The organism is Bradyrhizobium sp. WYCCWR 13022, from assembly GCF_030435535.1.
GTDB lineage: Bacteria > Pseudomonadota > Alphaproteobacteria > Rhizobiales > Xanthobacteraceae > Bradyrhizobium.
Map to the genome: position 1 here is coordinate 466,261 of NZ_JAUIZJ010000002.1, position 15,106 is coordinate 481,366.

Annotated in this window: 21 protein-coding genes; 16 read left to right on the plus strand and 5 right to left on the minus strand. The window is 62.1% G+C overall.

From position 1 onward, the window contains the following. Nucleotides 1-84: 84 nt before the first annotated feature. On the plus strand, nucleotides 85-687 hold the full coding sequence (locus QY049_RS03200; RefSeq protein ID WP_194475947.1) for a DNA-3-methyladenine glycosylase: 603 nt from the start codon (nucleotides 85-87) through the stop codon (nucleotides 685-687). A gap of 2 nt (nucleotides 688-689) precedes the next feature. Here the strand turns inward: QY049_RS03200 and QY049_RS03205 are convergent, their stop codons facing one another. From QY049_RS03205 to QY049_RS03225, 5 genes are all read right to left on the minus strand, one after another. Next, nucleotides 690-3,566, minus strand: coding sequence for a valine--tRNA ligase (locus QY049_RS03205; RefSeq protein WP_301268882.1), 2,877 nt, complete (start codon nucleotides 3,564-3,566; stop codon nucleotides 690-692). A 129-nt stretch (nucleotides 3,567-3,695) separates the two neighbouring features. Beyond that, nucleotides 3,696-4,484, minus strand: coding sequence for a PopZ family protein (locus tag QY049_RS03210; RefSeq protein ID WP_301268883.1), 789 nt, complete (start codon nucleotides 4,482-4,484; stop codon nucleotides 3,696-3,698). A 303-nt stretch (nucleotides 4,485-4,787) separates the two neighbouring features. Then, nucleotides 4,788-6,179, minus strand: a complete 1,392-nt coding sequence (locus tag QY049_RS03215; RefSeq protein WP_194482742.1) for a TolC family outer membrane protein — start codon at nucleotides 6,177-6,179, stop codon at nucleotides 4,788-4,790. Between the two features lie 205 nt (nucleotides 6,180-6,384). After that, the gene (locus QY049_RS03220; protein WP_301268884.1) at nucleotides 6,385-7,047 is read right to left on the minus strand and encodes a protein-L-isoaspartate O-methyltransferase; all 663 of its coding nucleotides are present in this window, start codon (nucleotides 7,045-7,047) and stop codon (nucleotides 6,385-6,387) included. A gap of 137 nt (nucleotides 7,048-7,184) precedes the next feature. Next, a complete protein-coding gene (locus QY049_RS03225) occupies nucleotides 7,185-7,364 on the minus strand; it encodes a hypothetical protein (RefSeq protein WP_301268885.1) in 180 nt (59 codons plus the stop codon). Between the two features lie 411 nt (nucleotides 7,365-7,775). On the opposite strand from QY049_RS03225, the gene QY049_RS03230 reads away from it, so the two are divergent. The 15 genes from QY049_RS03230 to QY049_RS03300 all read left to right on the plus strand — a co-directional run bounded on the left by QY049_RS03230 (nucleotide 7,776) and on the right by QY049_RS03300 (nucleotide 15,082). After that, a complete protein-coding gene (locus QY049_RS03230) occupies nucleotides 7,776-9,017 on the plus strand; it encodes a site-specific integrase (RefSeq protein WP_301268886.1) in 1,242 nt (413 codons plus the stop codon). Beyond that, nucleotides 9,014-9,487 (plus strand): hypothetical protein, encoded by a 474-nt coding sequence (locus QY049_RS03235; RefSeq protein WP_301268887.1) that lies wholly within the window; start codon nucleotides 9,014-9,016, stop codon nucleotides 9,485-9,487. The genes QY049_RS03230 and QY049_RS03235 overlap by 4 nt, the downstream gene beginning before the upstream one ends. Nucleotides 9,488-9,625: 138 nt before the next feature. Beyond that, nucleotides 9,626-9,778: a hypothetical protein gene (locus QY049_RS03240; RefSeq protein ID WP_301268888.1), complete on the plus strand. Its 153-nt coding sequence runs from the start codon at nucleotides 9,626-9,628 to the stop codon at nucleotides 9,776-9,778. A 2-nt stretch (nucleotides 9,779-9,780) separates the two neighbouring features. After that, complete coding sequence (locus QY049_RS03245; RefSeq protein ID WP_301268889.1) at nucleotides 9,781-9,972, plus strand: hypothetical protein; 192 nt, start codon at nucleotides 9,781-9,783, stop codon at nucleotides 9,970-9,972. Continuing rightward, complete coding sequence (locus QY049_RS03250; RefSeq protein ID WP_301268890.1) at nucleotides 9,972-10,157, plus strand: hypothetical protein; 186 nt, start codon at nucleotides 9,972-9,974, stop codon at nucleotides 10,155-10,157. Before QY049_RS03245 ends, QY049_RS03250 begins: the two co-directional genes overlap by 1 nt. Further along, a complete protein-coding gene (locus tag QY049_RS03255) occupies nucleotides 10,154-10,579 on the plus strand; it encodes a RusA family crossover junction endodeoxyribonuclease (protein ID WP_301268891.1) in 426 nt (141 codons plus the stop codon). The genes QY049_RS03250 and QY049_RS03255 overlap by 4 nt, the downstream gene beginning before the upstream one ends. Next, nucleotides 10,576-10,815: a hypothetical protein gene (locus QY049_RS03260; RefSeq protein WP_301268892.1), complete on the plus strand. Its 240-nt coding sequence runs from the start codon at nucleotides 10,576-10,578 to the stop codon at nucleotides 10,813-10,815. Before QY049_RS03255 ends, QY049_RS03260 begins: the two co-directional genes overlap by 4 nt. Then, a complete protein-coding gene (locus QY049_RS03265; protein ID WP_301268893.1) occupies nucleotides 10,812-11,981 on the plus strand; it encodes an AAA family ATPase in 1,170 nt (389 codons plus the stop codon). The genes QY049_RS03260 and QY049_RS03265 overlap by 4 nt, the downstream gene beginning before the upstream one ends. Before the next feature lie 218 nt (nucleotides 11,982-12,199). After that, nucleotides 12,200-12,373: a hypothetical protein gene (locus tag QY049_RS03270; protein WP_301268894.1), complete on the plus strand. Its 174-nt coding sequence runs from the start codon at nucleotides 12,200-12,202 to the stop codon at nucleotides 12,371-12,373. A 368-nt stretch (nucleotides 12,374-12,741) separates the two neighbouring features. Then, nucleotides 12,742-12,942, plus strand: a complete 201-nt coding sequence (locus tag QY049_RS03275) for a hypothetical protein (protein ID WP_301268895.1) — start codon at nucleotides 12,742-12,744, stop codon at nucleotides 12,940-12,942. Between the two features lie 184 nt (nucleotides 12,943-13,126). Continuing rightward, a complete protein-coding gene (locus tag QY049_RS03280) occupies nucleotides 13,127-13,321 on the plus strand; it encodes a hypothetical protein (protein ID WP_301268896.1) in 195 nt (64 codons plus the stop codon). Then, nucleotides 13,321-13,539 carry a hypothetical protein gene (locus QY049_RS03285; RefSeq protein WP_301268897.1) on the plus strand — a complete coding sequence of 73 codons (219 nt, stop codon included), beginning with the start codon at nucleotides 13,321-13,323 and terminating at the stop codon, nucleotides 13,537-13,539. The genes QY049_RS03280 and QY049_RS03285 overlap by 1 nt, the downstream gene beginning before the upstream one ends. A 2-nt stretch (nucleotides 13,540-13,541) precedes the next feature. Further along, complete coding sequence (locus tag QY049_RS03290; protein WP_301268898.1) at nucleotides 13,542-13,883, plus strand: hypothetical protein; 342 nt, start codon at nucleotides 13,542-13,544, stop codon at nucleotides 13,881-13,883. Then, nucleotides 13,884-14,687, plus strand: a complete 804-nt coding sequence (locus QY049_RS03295) for a hypothetical protein (protein ID WP_301268899.1) — start codon at nucleotides 13,884-13,886, stop codon at nucleotides 14,685-14,687. It begins immediately after the preceding gene. Continuing rightward, nucleotides 14,684-15,082, plus strand: coding sequence for a hypothetical protein (locus QY049_RS03300; RefSeq protein WP_301268900.1), 399 nt, complete (start codon nucleotides 14,684-14,686; stop codon nucleotides 15,080-15,082). Before QY049_RS03295 ends, QY049_RS03300 begins: the two co-directional genes overlap by 4 nt. Nucleotides 15,083-15,106 lie beyond the last annotated feature (24 nt).

Genomic DNA, 15,106 nt, shown 5'->3' on the forward strand with positions numbered 1-15,106 from the left:
GCCGCAACCCGGCTCGCGCCGCCTCAGGGAACATGGCAGATATGGGCAATATCCTGCTCTGTTCTCAGGCGATTCTCACCTCGAATGGCTCCAACCTCGAAGACTTCCACACCGCGGCTCGGCAAGGCCCTGAAGCGCGGTTTTTTCGACCGCGGCGTCCGCGAGGTCGCCCACGACCTGATTGGCGCGACCATGCTGGTCGATGGCGTCGGCGGGATCATCGTCGAGGTCGAGGCCTATCATCATACCGAGCCGGCGGCGCACTCCTACAATGGCCCGACGCCGCGGAACCAGATCATGTTCGGTCCGCCCGGCTTCGCTTACGTCTATCGCTCCTACGGCATCCACTGGTGTGTGAACTTCGTCTGCGAGGAAATAGGCACCGCCGCCGCAGTCTTGATCCGCGCGCTGGAACCGACGCATGGGATCGCGGCAATGCGGCGCCGCCGTCATCTCCAGGATGTGCATGCGTTGTGCTCGGGCCCGGGCAAGCTGACGGAGGCGCTCGGGATCACCATCGCGCACAACACCCTGCCCCTGGACCGGCCGCCGATCTCACTGCATGCGCGGACCGAGGACGTCGAGGTGGCAACCGGAATCCGGATCGGCATCACCAAGGCGGTCGAGCTGCCCTGGCGCTATGGCGTCAGGGGCTCGAAATTCCTCAGCAAGCCGTTTCCGAAATAGACTTACGACGCCTGCTTCAGCCGTTCCAGCGCCTCGAGCAGCTTGGCCTTGCGGGCCAGCGCTGCCTCGCGCTTCTCGCGCTCTTCCTCGACGACCTCTTCGGCCGCGTTGGCGACGAACTTTTCGTTCGCGAGTTTCGACTCAGCCCGCTTGATGTCGGCGTCGGCCTTCGCGATCTCCTTGTCGAGGCGCGTGCGCTCGGCGGCGACGTCGATAACGCCTTTGAGCGGCAACGCGGCGACCTCGCCGCGCACGAGGAGCTGGACGGCTCCATCAGGAGCGCGATCGGCGAACGAAATGTCCGACAACCGCGCCATGCGCTTGATGACGTCAGTCCAGCGCGGAGCGCGCTCCTTGGTTTCGGCCGACGCGCCTGCGAGCACAAGCGCTGTCAGCGTCGACGGCGGGATGTTCATCTCGGCGCGCACCGAGCGGATCTGCGTCACGAGGTCGATCACCCAGCCGATCTCGGCTTCCGCCTTGGGATCGGTGAAGTCGGCATGATCGAAGATCGGCATCACGAACGCCGGCGACACCAGCGGATCGGTCGGCCCGGCCGCCGCCGCGAGCATCGCGAGCTGCTCCGCCGTCGGTTCGGACCGCTTCAGCGGCCACGGCGCCAAAGCGAGCAGACCGTCGCGCTTGGCCGTCACCTCCCACAGCTCCTCGGTGATGAAGGGCATGAAGGGATGCAGCAGCTTCAGGATCTCGTCACGCGCCCACGCGACCATGGCGCGGGTCTCGTCCTTGACGGGGCCATCAGGACCGAGCAGCACGGGCTTCGCGAGTTCGACATACCAGTCGCAATAGACGTTCCAGACGAAGCGGTAGATCGCGCCGGCGGCATCGTTGAAGCGATACGCTTCGATGGCCTCGGTCACCTCGCGCGTGGTGTGCGCGCTCTCATGGGCGATCCAGCGGTTGAGCGTTTCCTTCGCCTTGGCCGGCTCGAACCCCTCGGGCACGGCGCAGTGGTTCATCTCCGCAAAGCGGGAGGCATTCCACAGCTTGGTCGCGAAATTGCGATAGCCCTCGACGCGGCTGGTGGCGAGCTTGATGTCGCGTCCCTGCGCCGCCATCGCCGCCAGCGTGAAGCGCAGCGCGTCCGCGCCGTATTCGTCGATCAGGTTGAGCGGATCGATGACGTTGCCTTTCGACTTCGACATCTTGGCGCCCTTCTCGTCGCGGACGAGGGCGTGAATGTAGATCGTCGAGAACGGCACTTCCTTCATGAAGTGCAGGCCCATCATCATCATCCGGGCGACCCAGAAAAAGATGATGTCGAAGCCGGTGACCAGCACGTTGGTCGGGTAGTAGCGCTTGACTTCAGGCGCGTCTTCGGGCCAGCCGAGCGTCGAGAACGGCCACAGCGCCGAAGAGAACCATGTATCGAGCACGTCCTCGTCACGGGTGATGAAGCCTTCACGCTTGTTGCGGTCGAGCGCCATCTCGCGGCCCTGCTCGGCCGTGATCACTTCCTGCTCGACGTAGTAGCCGAGCGCGTGGCTGATCGCCTCTTCCTCGGTCTCCGCGACGAACACCTTGCCGTCGGGGCCATACCATGCCGGGATCTGATGGCCCCACCAGAGCTGGCGCGAGATGCACCAGGGCTGGATGTTCTCCATCCATTCGAAATAGGTCTTTTCCCAGTTCTTCGGCACGAACGAGGTTTCGCCCGAGCGCACCGCCGCGATCGCAGGCCTCGCCAGCGTCTTGGCGTCGACGTACCACTGGTCGGTCAGGTACGGCTCGATCACGCTGTTGGAGCGATCGCCGTGCGGCACCATGTGGGTGTGCGGCTCGATCCGCTCGATGAAGCCGAAGGATTCCAGCCGCTCGACGATGCGCTTGCGCGCCGCGAAGCGGTCGACCTTGTTGAACTCCTCGGCGAATTGCGAGGCGCCTTCCGGCAGGTCGCGCAGGTAATCCTCGTTGTCGACGAGATCGAGGCAACCTTCCCTGTCGAGCACACTGATGCGGCGCAGGCCGTGACGATTGCCGACCTCGAAGTCGTTGAAGTCGTGCGCCGGCGTCACCTTGACCGCACCCGAACCCTTCTCGGGATCGGAATATTCGTCGGCAACGATCCTGATCTTGCGGCCGACCAGCGGCAGGATCACGTTCTTTCCGATCAGCTTCAAATAGCGCTCGTCCTCGGGATGCACGGCAACGCCGGTATCGCCGAGCATGGTCTCAGGACGCGTCGTAGCGACCACGATGAAGGTCGAGCGATCCTCCGGGTCGAACGTCTTGCCCTCGATCGGATAGCGCAGATACCAGAGGTGGCCCTTCACCTCGGTCTGCTGCACTTCGAGATCGGAGATCGCCGTCAAGAGCTTGGTGTCCCAGTTCACCAGGCGCTTGTCCTTGTAGATCAGGCCGTCGCGGTGCAGCTCGACGAACACCTTGACCACCGCTTTGGACAGGCCCTCGTCCATGGTGAAGCGCTCGCGCGACCAGTCGCAGGAGGCGCCGAGGCGCTTGAGCTGGTTGATGATGGTGTCGCCGCTCTCGGCCTTCCACTGCCAGACCCGCTCCAGGAATTTCTCGCGGCCCATCTCGCGGCGGCCCGGCTGCTGGCGCTCCAGCAGCTGCCGCTCCACCACCATCTGGGTGGCAATGCCGGCATGGTCGGTCCCGGGCTGCCAAAGCACGTCGCGGCCACGCATGCGCTCGAACCGGCACAGGATGTCCTGAAGCGTGTTGTTGAGCGCGTGGCCCATGTGCAGCGAGCCCGTCACGTTCGGCGGCGGGATCACGATGGTAAAGGGCACCGCGTCGCGGCGGTCGGGACGGCCGGCCTTGAAGGCAAGGCTGTCCTCCCACACGACGGACATGCGGGTTTCGATATCGGCGGGCTGGTAGTTTTTCTCGATCATGGGGCTGCTAGAAAGCCGCACGCGGGGTTCAAGTCAACGGAAAGCTCGGCGGCAGAAGGGCTTTCCGGCCCGACCGGCAGGTCAAGTATGACACGGGAGCAGGGCTTTATCGGGGCCGAGGGGCCTGCTTCAGCGACCGCCGCGCGAGACCCGCTCGATTTCGGCCTTCACGATGCGTTCGACCAAGCCGGGCAGATTGTCGTCGAGCCAGGATTTCAGCATCGGACGCAGCATTTCCTTGACGAGATCCTCCAGCGTCCGGGCGTTGCTGCTAAGCACCGTGTGAGCCAGAGAGTTGAAGGCGGACTCGACTGCCGAGACGGTCGACTGGGCCAGGATCGGCTGCTGTGGCGGCAGCGGCGGCCCGTCGAAATCCACCGGCGCATAGGATGGCGCGGGCGCCGGACGGGGCGGCGGCGCTTCGGCGAATTCGAGGTCATCGCGCGGCTCGACCCTGCGGAAGCTCGGCGGCGGCGGTGCCGGTGTCGGTGCGGGATCCATCGCCATCTCATCGGTCAGCTCGAGCACGTCGGGCTCAGGCTCAGGCTCAGGCTCCGGTTCCGGGGCCCGCACCTCAGGCGCAGGCGTCGCCTCGTCGAGGCCCGCCAGCAGCGCGTCGATATCGTCCTGGTTGTTGGGGCCGGCATCCGCCGCAGGCGCGGGCTGAGGCGGCGGCGCAGCGGGCTTGGCAGCCGGTGGCGGCGCGGGCTTTTCAGCCGCCGGTTTTGCAGGCGCGGCGACTTTGGACGGCGGTATGTCGGCCATCGCCTGCGGCTTTGGTGCGGGCGCGGCCGGCGCCGGTGCGGGCTTGGCAGCTTCTGCCGGCGGCGGCTTGGCCTCATCATCGGCAATGATGCGCCGGATCGAGGCCAGAATCTCCTCCATGGAGGGCTCTGTGACCTTTGCAGGCTGCGTCATCTCCGACTCCACATCATCAACGCCCTCGCATGCGTTGTTTTACACCAAGCACGACAGGATTGGCCGGTTCCGGACGTGTGCCCCGACATTTTCGTCGCGACAGCCAGACTTGTCCCCAGATCACGGCTCAGCGTCAGGCGGCGCGCCCCTGCCCCGTCACTCACGCAGTACCCACGCAACATCGGATGCGGAGCGAATCGACCCGCAGCTTCTTGGCAAGGCTATGTCAGGGATTTTGATGATTGCAAGCAAAGCACCGGTCGGCGTCGACTGTTTGCGAGGCCGACCGGAGAACTACGGCAATCAGCGCCCGTCAGGCGTGCGCACGCCGGCCCAGCTGTCGCGAACCTGGTGGTAGTGCACGCTGGGATCGTATACAGTGGTGTTGAGGCCGAGCACCTGCGGCGCGAGGCGACCAACCGCATTGAGCACGGAGTAGGACGCGACCACGCGGTCATGCTGAGCTGTGACGAGCGCAACGCGCGCGTTGACCAGCGCCTGCTGCGCGTTGAGCACGTCGAGCGTGGTGCGCTGGCCGGCCTTGGCTTCTTCGCGCACGCCGTTCAGCGCGATCTCGGAGGCCGTCACCTGCGCCTGCGCGGACTGCACCTGCGCCTTGCCGGCTTCCAGCTGACCCCAGGCCTGCACGACGTTGGCCCGGGTCTGATCGCGGGTGGTTTCGAGGTTCAGTCGCTGCTGCGCCAGGTTTTCCTTCGACTGCCGGATCAGCGCGTATTCAGCACCGCCCTGAAAGATCGGCACGGACGCTGTCGCGATGGCGGAGGCGGACGTCGTTCGGAAAACGGTCAGGGTCTGCTGATACGACTGGCTGATGCCGGCCTGAACCGTGACCGTCGGCAACAGCGCACCTTCGTTGATCTTGACCTGGAGATAGTTGACGTCGATGCCATACATCGAGGCCGTGACGTTGGGGTTCTCCACCAGGCTGAGATTGACTGCAGAGGCGATCGAAGTGGGCAGGAAGCGATCAACCGGCGAACCCGGGGCCAGGTTCGAAGGCTCGTTCCCGATGATCCGGCGGAAGTTAGAACGCGTCGTCGTGAGATTCGATTCGGCGGTCAGTGCCTGGGTCTTGCCGGCAGCCAGCTGCGCTTCGGATTGCGCGACGTCTGTGCGCGTGACCTCGCCGACATTGAAACGATCGCGCGTCTGCTTGAGCGTCTGCTCGAGCACGCGCACGTTGCTGCGCTGAACCTCGAGCGTCGCCGAATCACGCAGGTAGTCCATGTAGGTCGTTGCAGCTTGCAGAAGCACCGTCTGCTCGAGCACGCGCAAAGCCTCGCGCGCTCCCGAGACCTGGCTTTCCGCCGCGCGCGTCTTGTTGGCAGTCTGGTTGCCGTTATAGACGGTCTGGTTGACGGTCAGGCTGGCGGCGTTGGGCTGCAGCGGCGGATCGCTATGGATCCCCAGGCCCTTCTGCACCGCCTGAATGTCCTGATATTGATAGCCGGTGCTGAGGCTCAGATTGACCTTGGGGCGATAGCCCGACAGGGCCTGCGGCACGTTCTCGTCGGTCGAGCGCACCTGGGCGCGCTGCGCGTTGAGCTGCGGATTGTTTTGATAGGCGCGCACCAGCGCAGCCTCGATCGTATCCGCTAATGCAGGCGTCGGCCCGGCAAGTGCCGCCAGGAGGACCGAAACCGCTGCTCCGGTGAAAAGCTTCACCCCATGCATCCCTGAAATTCCGTTCATTCTCACGCCAAGCTCGTGCCCGCGAACCTGGATACCGTATCCGAGTGGAGTCGTTGCCCCGTAGCAACATAGGACGCGGTCAAGCGCGACGGAACTACCTCGGGGTGGTTCTCAGCGGAAACTCTTCACGTGCAGCATCCCGGCCACACTTCTGATTCAGAACGGTATTTTAACAGGATTTCGGCCGTCAAAAGACGAAGGCGGCGGCCCGTTCCAGGCCGGGCAGCACCGGAGCCGCCGCGTCGAACAACGGACGATAGCCGAATTCGCCGTGGGAACGGGTCACGATCATGGCGCGCGACGGCCGTGATTCGGCCGAGACCCCGACCAGGCGTCCACCTTCCCGAAGTTGCCCAAACAGGCCGTCCGGCGTCACCTCGGTGGCGCCGTTGAGGACGATCACGTCATAGGGTGCGGCGGACGCGTCGCCGTCGACACAGGCCGCGGCTTTGCAGGTCACATTGGTGAGCCCCAGGTTGGCGACGGCTTCCCTGGCTTTCGCGACCAGAGCCGAATCGCTTTCCGTTGCGGTGACCTGACGCGCAAGCTTGGCAGTGAGCGCGGCGAGGTAACCGGTGGCGCAGCCAACGACCAGCACGTTGTCGTCCTCGCCGATCTCGGCGGCCTGAAGCAGCTTGCCGGTAAGTTGCGGCTTGATCAGGAAGCGCTTGGCGCCGCTCTCGCTGACGTCGAGATCGATGTCGAGATAGGCCAGGGCCTGCCGGCTCGCAGGCACGAACAGCTCACGGGGAACCGTGAGCATGGCATCGAGAATGCGGCGATCGGTGACGTCATTGGTGCGCACCTGGCCATCGACCATTTTTTGGCGCGCGGTCGAGAAACCGGACATTTGCGGACCCTGCAAGGCGGACGATGCCGCGGAGATGGATTGGCGGCATCTTTGGAGCAGGCTCCGCGAAAACGCAACACGTCCGTTGGCCGGTCCGCCAACGGTTGCACAGCGCATGGCGGCGGAGGAGAGAGGTCCTATTCGATCGCGACGGCAAGGCGGCCGATCAGGGCTGCCACTTCGTCCAGTCGCGCTGAATCGGAGCTCTCGACCGCGCGAGCAAGACACGCGAGGCACTCATCGTCGCTCAATTCAGGAACATCCGCCGGCAAAATCGAAGGGGCCAGTTGGACACGTTCGATCTCGATGTCGGGCATGGGAATCAGCTCCGTAAGAGTCCGGCCCCGCAAAGCTCGAATTGAATTAAGTCGATTTGGTGCCGTGCAGGACACGTCCGCTTGAACGCGATTCTGCGCTGGGTTCGGATGCCTCGAGGCTGCGAACTTGGTCGAGCGACGTCGCGCGTCACATCAACAGCGACCCACAAATCATTGGTAAGAAAGCGGAATTTGGCTCCCCGGGCTGGATTCGAACCAGCGACCATCCGATTAACAGTCGGATGTATTTACCCCTCCTAAGTTGTTGAGCCGACTCTGATTTAGCGCGAAACGCAGAGAAAACACTACAATACAAGTCTTAATCGCTGTCCACTCCAAACCACCCAACTTCACTTGAATTCACTCCGCAGTGTGTGCATGATCGTGTGCACGGGATTTGGAGGACTCAACGTGAAGCAATTGATCAGCAAAACCTCAGTGGATGCTCTGCCGGCCGGCGCCCTGCTGGTCGACACCAAGATTGACGGCTTCGTTGCCCGCAAGCTGCCGAGCGGCAAAGTCTCCTACGGGTTCCGCTACCGGAAGAACGGCAAGCAATGGTGGTTGGCGCTGGGCGTGCACGGCCAGAGCGGCACCACCGCGGACACGGCGCGCGCGCAGGCAAAGGTATTCCAAGGCCAAGTCGCCGGCGGGAAGGATCCGGGCGCCGCCAAACTGGCTGAGCGGGAAAAGGCTCATCAGGCGAAACAGGCCGCTCAGAACACCGTCAACGTCGTCCTGGACCAATTCGTCAAGCGCCACGTGGAAAGCCTCCGCAGCGCCGCCACGGTCAAGCAATGCCTCGATGACTATGTGCGCCCCAAGATCGGCAGCAAATCCATCTATGACCTCAAGCGCCGTGACATCGTGGACATGCTCGACGCGATCGAGGGCAAGGACGGCGAGCTTGCCGTCACCGCCGACCGCGTGCTCGCATACGTGCGCAAGGCGTTCAATTGGCAGATGGCTCGGGATGACGAGTTCACCTCGCCTATCGTCAAGGGCATGGCCCGCACCAAGCCTGCTGACCGCGCGCGGGACCGCATTCTAGCCGACGATGAAATCCGCAGCCTCTGGAAGGCGCTCGACAGTTCCGAGGCTGGCCCCGAACCCTTCCGAAAGCTGGTTCGCGTGCTGCTGTTGACGGCGCAACGGCGCGACGAGATCGGTCTCATGCAAGCGGAAGAGATCGATGGCGATACGTTCATCATTCCCGGGGAGCGATACAAAACCGGCGAACTCAATGCCGTGCCATTAACGGCCGACGCCCGCCAATGGATTGGCGACCGCAAGTCCGGCTATGTGTTCTCGACCACCGAGGGCAAAAGGCCCTTCAGCGGCTACAGCAAGGCCAAGAACCAACTCGGTGCTGTGATCGCCAAGCAACGCAAGGCGGATCAACTGAAGCCGATGGCGGAATGGCGTCTGCATGACTTGCGGCGCACCGCGCGCAGCCTCATGTCGCGCGCCGGCGTCAACAGCGACATTGCGGAGCTGGTTCTCGGCCACAAACTGCCGGGCATCCGCCGTGTGTATGACCGGTACAGCTACGCCGCGGAAAAGCGGGACGCGCTGGAGAAGCTGGCCGGGCTGCTCTCGATCATCCTCAACCCGCCGGCGGACAATGTCTTGCAGTTCGAGGCGCGGTCATGAGCGGACATGACAGCTTATTCGAGCTGTCGCTGTCGCTGGACGGGTTAAGAGCCCTCTTAGAGTCATCGACGCTGCCTCCAAAAAAGCTGAATGACGTCAGGCGGAGGGCCACCGATCTAGGGGATGAGTGCTATTTCCATATCGGGCTTCTATGGGCGCGACCAAATGCCCTTCGCGCGGCCAATTTCGCCAAGGCGAAGTCGAGCGAAATAGACGCTTTGAAAGCCGAGCTGCGACAGCCTAAGAGCAAGGCGGGACGGCGCCCAGCGGAACGGGTGCCGATGAATGACCTCACCATCGCGCGAATGTACCTCGCGCAGCCGCAGCCTGGGAAATCAGTTGAAAAGCTGATTGACGAAGCGATCGCATTCAAAGGATTTGACGGAAGGAACGTCAAAACCTCGGTTCACGCCCGCCGCGTGCGTCGTCTAATCGCTCGGATACGGAAGACGGAATTAGCGACCGATTAGCGACCGGGCTTATCGATTCTCAACGCAGAACGACGCACTCATATTTGCACCCATCCGAAGCACGCCGGCAACACCGGCAAACCCGATGGGTGAAAGATGGCACTTAGGGACAGTAAGGCAACGTCCAAGATCTTGTGCGTGGCCGATGGCACGCTTTCCAACTGGCGCATTCAGGGCAAAGGCCCCCGCTTCGTCCGTATCGGCGGGAAGATCTGCTACCGCGACGAAGATATCGAGGCATTTATCGCCAGCGGCGTCCGGCAATCGACCTCCGAGACGGAGGCCGCTTAAGCATGACCTCCAAAACGTTGAAGGCCGTCCCCGTCGCCACGGGAACGGACCTTCGGAATTGCGATCTGGCAAAGATCAATTCCGAACATATACGCCTCGAGACCCTTCGCGCGCAATACCTCGCCGAGATCTTCGCCCTCCCCGCTAGCACGGCTGTCACCGTTGCTGAGCTGGCTTTCGGGGAGGCACGTTGATGCATCTGGAAGCGCTCAAACAGCAAATCGATTGCATTCGCGACCATGCCCTTGAGCACTATGCCCGCGGTGAGCAGGAAGAGCTTGCCCGGCGACTCCGTGAAGCCGCGCGGCGCATTGAGTCCAGCAGGACGGTCGGATTTGTGGTGTCCCTGTTGCCCTCTAATCCGAGGGGCGCAGCATGACCGAGCCTGTTACCATCACCGTACAGGGCCCGCCCCAGGGTAAGGGCCGAGCTCGCGCGTTCATCCGCGGCGGACGTGTGGGCCACTACACGCCGCAGAAAACTCGCACCTACGAAAGCCTGATCTTCGGCGCCGCGGTGGACGCCATGGGCGATCGTCCGCCATTCGAGCAAGCGGTGGAGTTCACTCTGCGCGCCATCTATCCCGTGCCGGCCTCGTGGTCGCAGCGTAAGCAGCAGCAGGCCATCACCGGGGAGATCAAGCCGACCAAAAAGCCGGACCTCGATAACGTGCTCAAAGCCTGGAACGATGGGCTGAACGGCGTCGTCTATCGCGATGACTCGCAGGTGGTGCTGTTCGCTGTAGAGAAGCGCTACGGACCTCAGCCGCTCGTGGTCGTGACCGTGAGGCCCATCGAATGATGGACATCTGCGAATGGTCTCCCCTGCACGTCCGCTACGTCATGTCAGTTGCAAACGCGAAGTTTTTTGCGTTTGCAGATGCTGCCAATGACATCGGAGAGCTCGTGCATCTCGGCTTGCTGAGCAGGCCCGAAGCCGCTGACCTGCTCCAGGAAATCGCGACCTATAACCAGCTTACTTTCGAATACGGCCAAGATCGCATCCAAAAGGTCATGGCGGAGGGCCTGCACGAATGAACTTGCATGCCTTTGATAGAGATTTTGGGCCGACACCGGACGCCTATCCAGACGGTGCGGATGGGGAGCATATCGCGGAGCCGATGACCGGGATAACCCCGGCCCCGGGCCCGACAAAGCCTGTCTATGTGACGATCACCCCCGCGGTCTGGAAAGGCGCCGAGCCTGAGCAGCAGCGCTGGCTGGCCTCGTCGCGCATTCCTAGCGGCGATCTGACTATCATCTCCGGGAACGGTGGGAGCGGCAAAACCGAGATCGTCATGCAGCTGCTCGTCTACGTCTCTGCCGGCCTCTCCGACTGGCTAGGCTGCACGATCGAGAACGGCGTCGTGCTCCTCCTCAGCTGCGAGGAGCCGGAGCAAAACATCCGGGAGCGCGAAGAGCGCATCTGCAAGCACCGTTGCATTGACCCGTACAATCTACCGGACCTGCACATGGTGTTTCCAGACCTGGAAAGCACTTGGCTTGTGCACGCCGGGAAGGACGGGCGTCTTGCGCGCGCTCCGCTGCTCGACTGGCTGGAAACATGGATCGAGACGCACGAGCCCCGCCTGGTGGTGATCGACAATGTTGCCGCCGTTTTCGACGGTGAGGCCATCGCTCGGCGACAGGTCCGCGCCTTTCTCGCGATGTTGCGCAAGATCGCCCGTAAGCATGACACCGCGATCGTGCTGCTCGACCATCCCTCAGTGCGCGGCATGGCCGATGGTAGCGGGACCGCCAACTCGGTGGACTGGCGCAACTCGGTGCGCTCTATGCTGCACCTTAGCGACCCCGAGAAGGACGATCCGGACGCGCGCACCCTCACAGTTACCAAATCGAACCGCGGCCGCACTGGCGAGAAAGTGACGCTCCGGTGGGAAGGCCTCACCTTCACCACGGCAATGGCCGGCGAAAGCTCGTCATATCGAGCCGCTGCTGACCGCGACGTTGAGGATCTGTTCCTTAGGCTGCTCGACAAACGCAATGCTCAAGGTCGTCCCGTGCACGCTAAGAATGCCAAGGGAAGTGCACCGACAGAATTTGCCGATGATCCGGACGCCGGCGGCGTCAAGGTCAACGCCTTCCGTGGCGCGATGGAGCGCCTGCTATCCGCCGGCAGCATCCGTGTTGTCGAGACGGGTTCGGCCTCTCGACGCCGCACTCACCTCGAAAGGAGGGCATGAGTGGCCTTCCAACCCCCCTACCAACTCACTTCCGACCCTTCCAACCCCCCTACCAACGGGGGTGCTAACTGCCTTCCAACAGCTTCCAACCCCCCTACCAACCGTGTGTTTCCAACCCCCCATACCCCCAGTGCGTTGGAAACGCCCGCTCTGGGGACGCGGGCGACCAACGAAGAGAAGACAGAGGTTGCTCAGGCAAAGGCCGACGGAGATTTGAAATGAAACTTGGGAAGTTCGAGATTGAGGTAACCGCCAACGTGCGGGAAACGCTCTGGGCCGACGCGGTCTCAAGGGCAGAGGAACAGATGACTATCTTTGAAAGACAGACTAGGGAACTCGAAGCGATCGTTGACGAGCTTATGGCGTTGAGAAATGCCGAAAGAGGGGAATAGAAGGCCGCCAGCCGCCGGCGGAAGCGGCTCAGCGGTTCCGGTTGTCCCCTTGCGAGGTGCCGGAAGGGTCCAGCGCAGGATTTGGCGCTGCTTCATGGCTAACCCTAAAATGGAACTCACAACTTCGGATTTAGCGAAATGGTGTTATCCGCGATTGGAGGGCAAGCCGCTGCACAAGCACCGCAAGGCGATTGTTCGAGCTGCTGAGCGAGTGGCAAAGCGGATCCGCCGAGATCGGCCTGGAGGCGTCGTTTTCAGGGCTTTAGACGGAGCACCCGACAATCTATCGGATGCTCATAATTGATTTTATTGCAGAAATTCAAGTTTCTGTTGGATGCACACGCAAGTGCACAAATCGGAGGTCTAAAATGGCGTTGCGATACATATTCTCGGACGGCACGCGAACTGCGGTCACGGTAAGGCTGGATGGCGGAAACCTCCCGAACCTCGACCGCGGTGTCGGCATCGAGTGGCAGGCGGTGCGCAGGCTGGATGACGCAGTCGAGCCCTACCCGCCCGGGTTTGACCCCGCTGTGATCGCCAGCGCCGGCTATCATGTGCTGCCATGAGGCGGTGGTAACAAAAAAGCGCTGAATTTCTTTTCAACCGACAACTTCATCATTGTCACTTAGCTTGCACGGCAAATCCCGCTGAGCAATTTCAAGTCATTGATACAGAAGCACAATTTTCTTTGTTCGGATTCCCATAAGGCGTATCCTGTTCGCACCAAATCACTCACTGGTGCGAACCAAGATGTCCGATCAAACGTCCGATCACTTCACTGAACGAGCTGTCTTCAAGTGCTCGCCCGAGCTTCTTGAGGTTATCGACCGCTCGGCCGCGGCCAGCTTCACCACCCGATCGAACTTCCTGCGCGACACGGTGGTGGAGCGGCTGCGGCGTGAGGGTGTGATCCCCTCCCCGCGCGCGACTGTGGGAGCGGCCTGATGATCATCCACAACAGCCTGTACGACGACCTCTGCCGTGAGATCGATAGCGGCACCCCGGAGGAACGCATTGGCTTGCTGCTGCGCGGCATCGCTAGTCGCATTCAGGCGGCTGACGCCAACCCGGTGAAGCTCTCCGACCTGATGTCCATTCTCCGTGAGAACCCGGACAAGCTGGCGAACACGGTGCTGCGCAAAAACCATCTGAAGGCGGTGTAGGCATGTACACCGGCGAGGTTGCGACGATTTCAAACAAGTCCGACTGGCTGAGCGATGTGGTCGAACTTGTCGACGAAGACGACGGGACCACAACCGATCTCACCGCGGTAAGCCCGCTGGATATTCTCGTGACGATCAAGGACGAGAACGGTTGTCTGCGGGCGACCGCATCGATCAGCAACGGGAAGGTTTCGGTCCCTGGCCCCGGCTTCCAATGGCAATTCGCGAGCAACGACTTAAACGCTCTATGCGCGGGGCGATATGGCTTGGGTGTCAAAGTGACAATCAATGGTTTTGCGACCGATCTGATCGACGGCACGCTCTCGGTTGTTGAGGGAGTTTGAATGAAGCTCAGGGCAAAATTTCGGACTCATTTCCCGGCGCTGGTTACGGCGTCGAGCCCACTGACGCTCGTCAAGACCGGACTGACTTATGCATTCGGCCTGGATATCAATGCGCTAGGAAGCTACTTCCTCAGCACGACTTCGACAATTCCGGCTTCCCTTCTCCCCAAGATAGCAAGCCGCACGATCACGGCCTCAAGCGATACGCTTGTCGCATCAGATTACGGGAAGACAATTCTGCTCAACAACGCTACGTCGATCGCCCTGGCCGTGACGGCGGCGGCGACACTTGGCGACGGCTGGTATTGCTTCATTCAGAACGTCAACACGGGTGTCGTCACGATAGACCCGAATGCGTCCGAAACGATCGATGGAGCGTCCACGGCCTCGATTTATCAGGGTGAGAAGATGCGGCTCGTCTGCGCCGGCGGTGGCTTCGTTACTGACAGCCACGCAGGCGAGTGGGCGGCCTACACAGCTACGGTCACTCCCAGCGGCGGCGGCTCGTTTACGACCATGTCTTATGTCGCGCGGGCGAAAAAGGTCAGGACGACCGTCTTTTTCCACTTCGAGCTCAACGTGACGACGGTCGGAACCGCGACTGGAACCACAATCGTCTCCCCTCCTCCGCTCGGCACGCCCTTGCGAAATGCCTTCCTGACTGGCGCGTCACTCAACACGGGAAAAGTAGCGCGTGGCCTGCTGTCGGGCGGCAACTTTCGCTGCGACTACTACGACGGCACGGGGATGCTCGTTAGCGGCGCGATGGTCAATTTCGACGGGCAGTATGAGGTGGCGCCGTGAACTTTGATTGGAACGATCACTATTGGTCGATCGGTGGCGACCATGCACAGGTCTACTCGAGCAAGCGCGCGATCTACGTCGCTGTTGACGATGCCGGCTTTGTCGCTTGGTCTGCGGTCGACGGAAATTCTGTGTCGCAACTCGCAACGCAAGCCGATCTGGTTGAGTTTCTCCGCGGGGCAAATGTCCCGCCGTACCACCGCATCCGCAAGAGCACACTGATCTCGCGCCTGACGGACGCGCAACTGACGCAGGCAATTTCGATGCTGACGGTGCGGCAACAGGAGCGATGGCGAGCGCCTGACCAGCCCGCTGTGAACGCGGACGACCCTGAAACGCTAGCGGTGGTTCAAGCTGTGGGTGCTGATCCCGCCGTTGTGATGGCGCCGGAATAGCCACTGGCGCGACGATTACCTGAA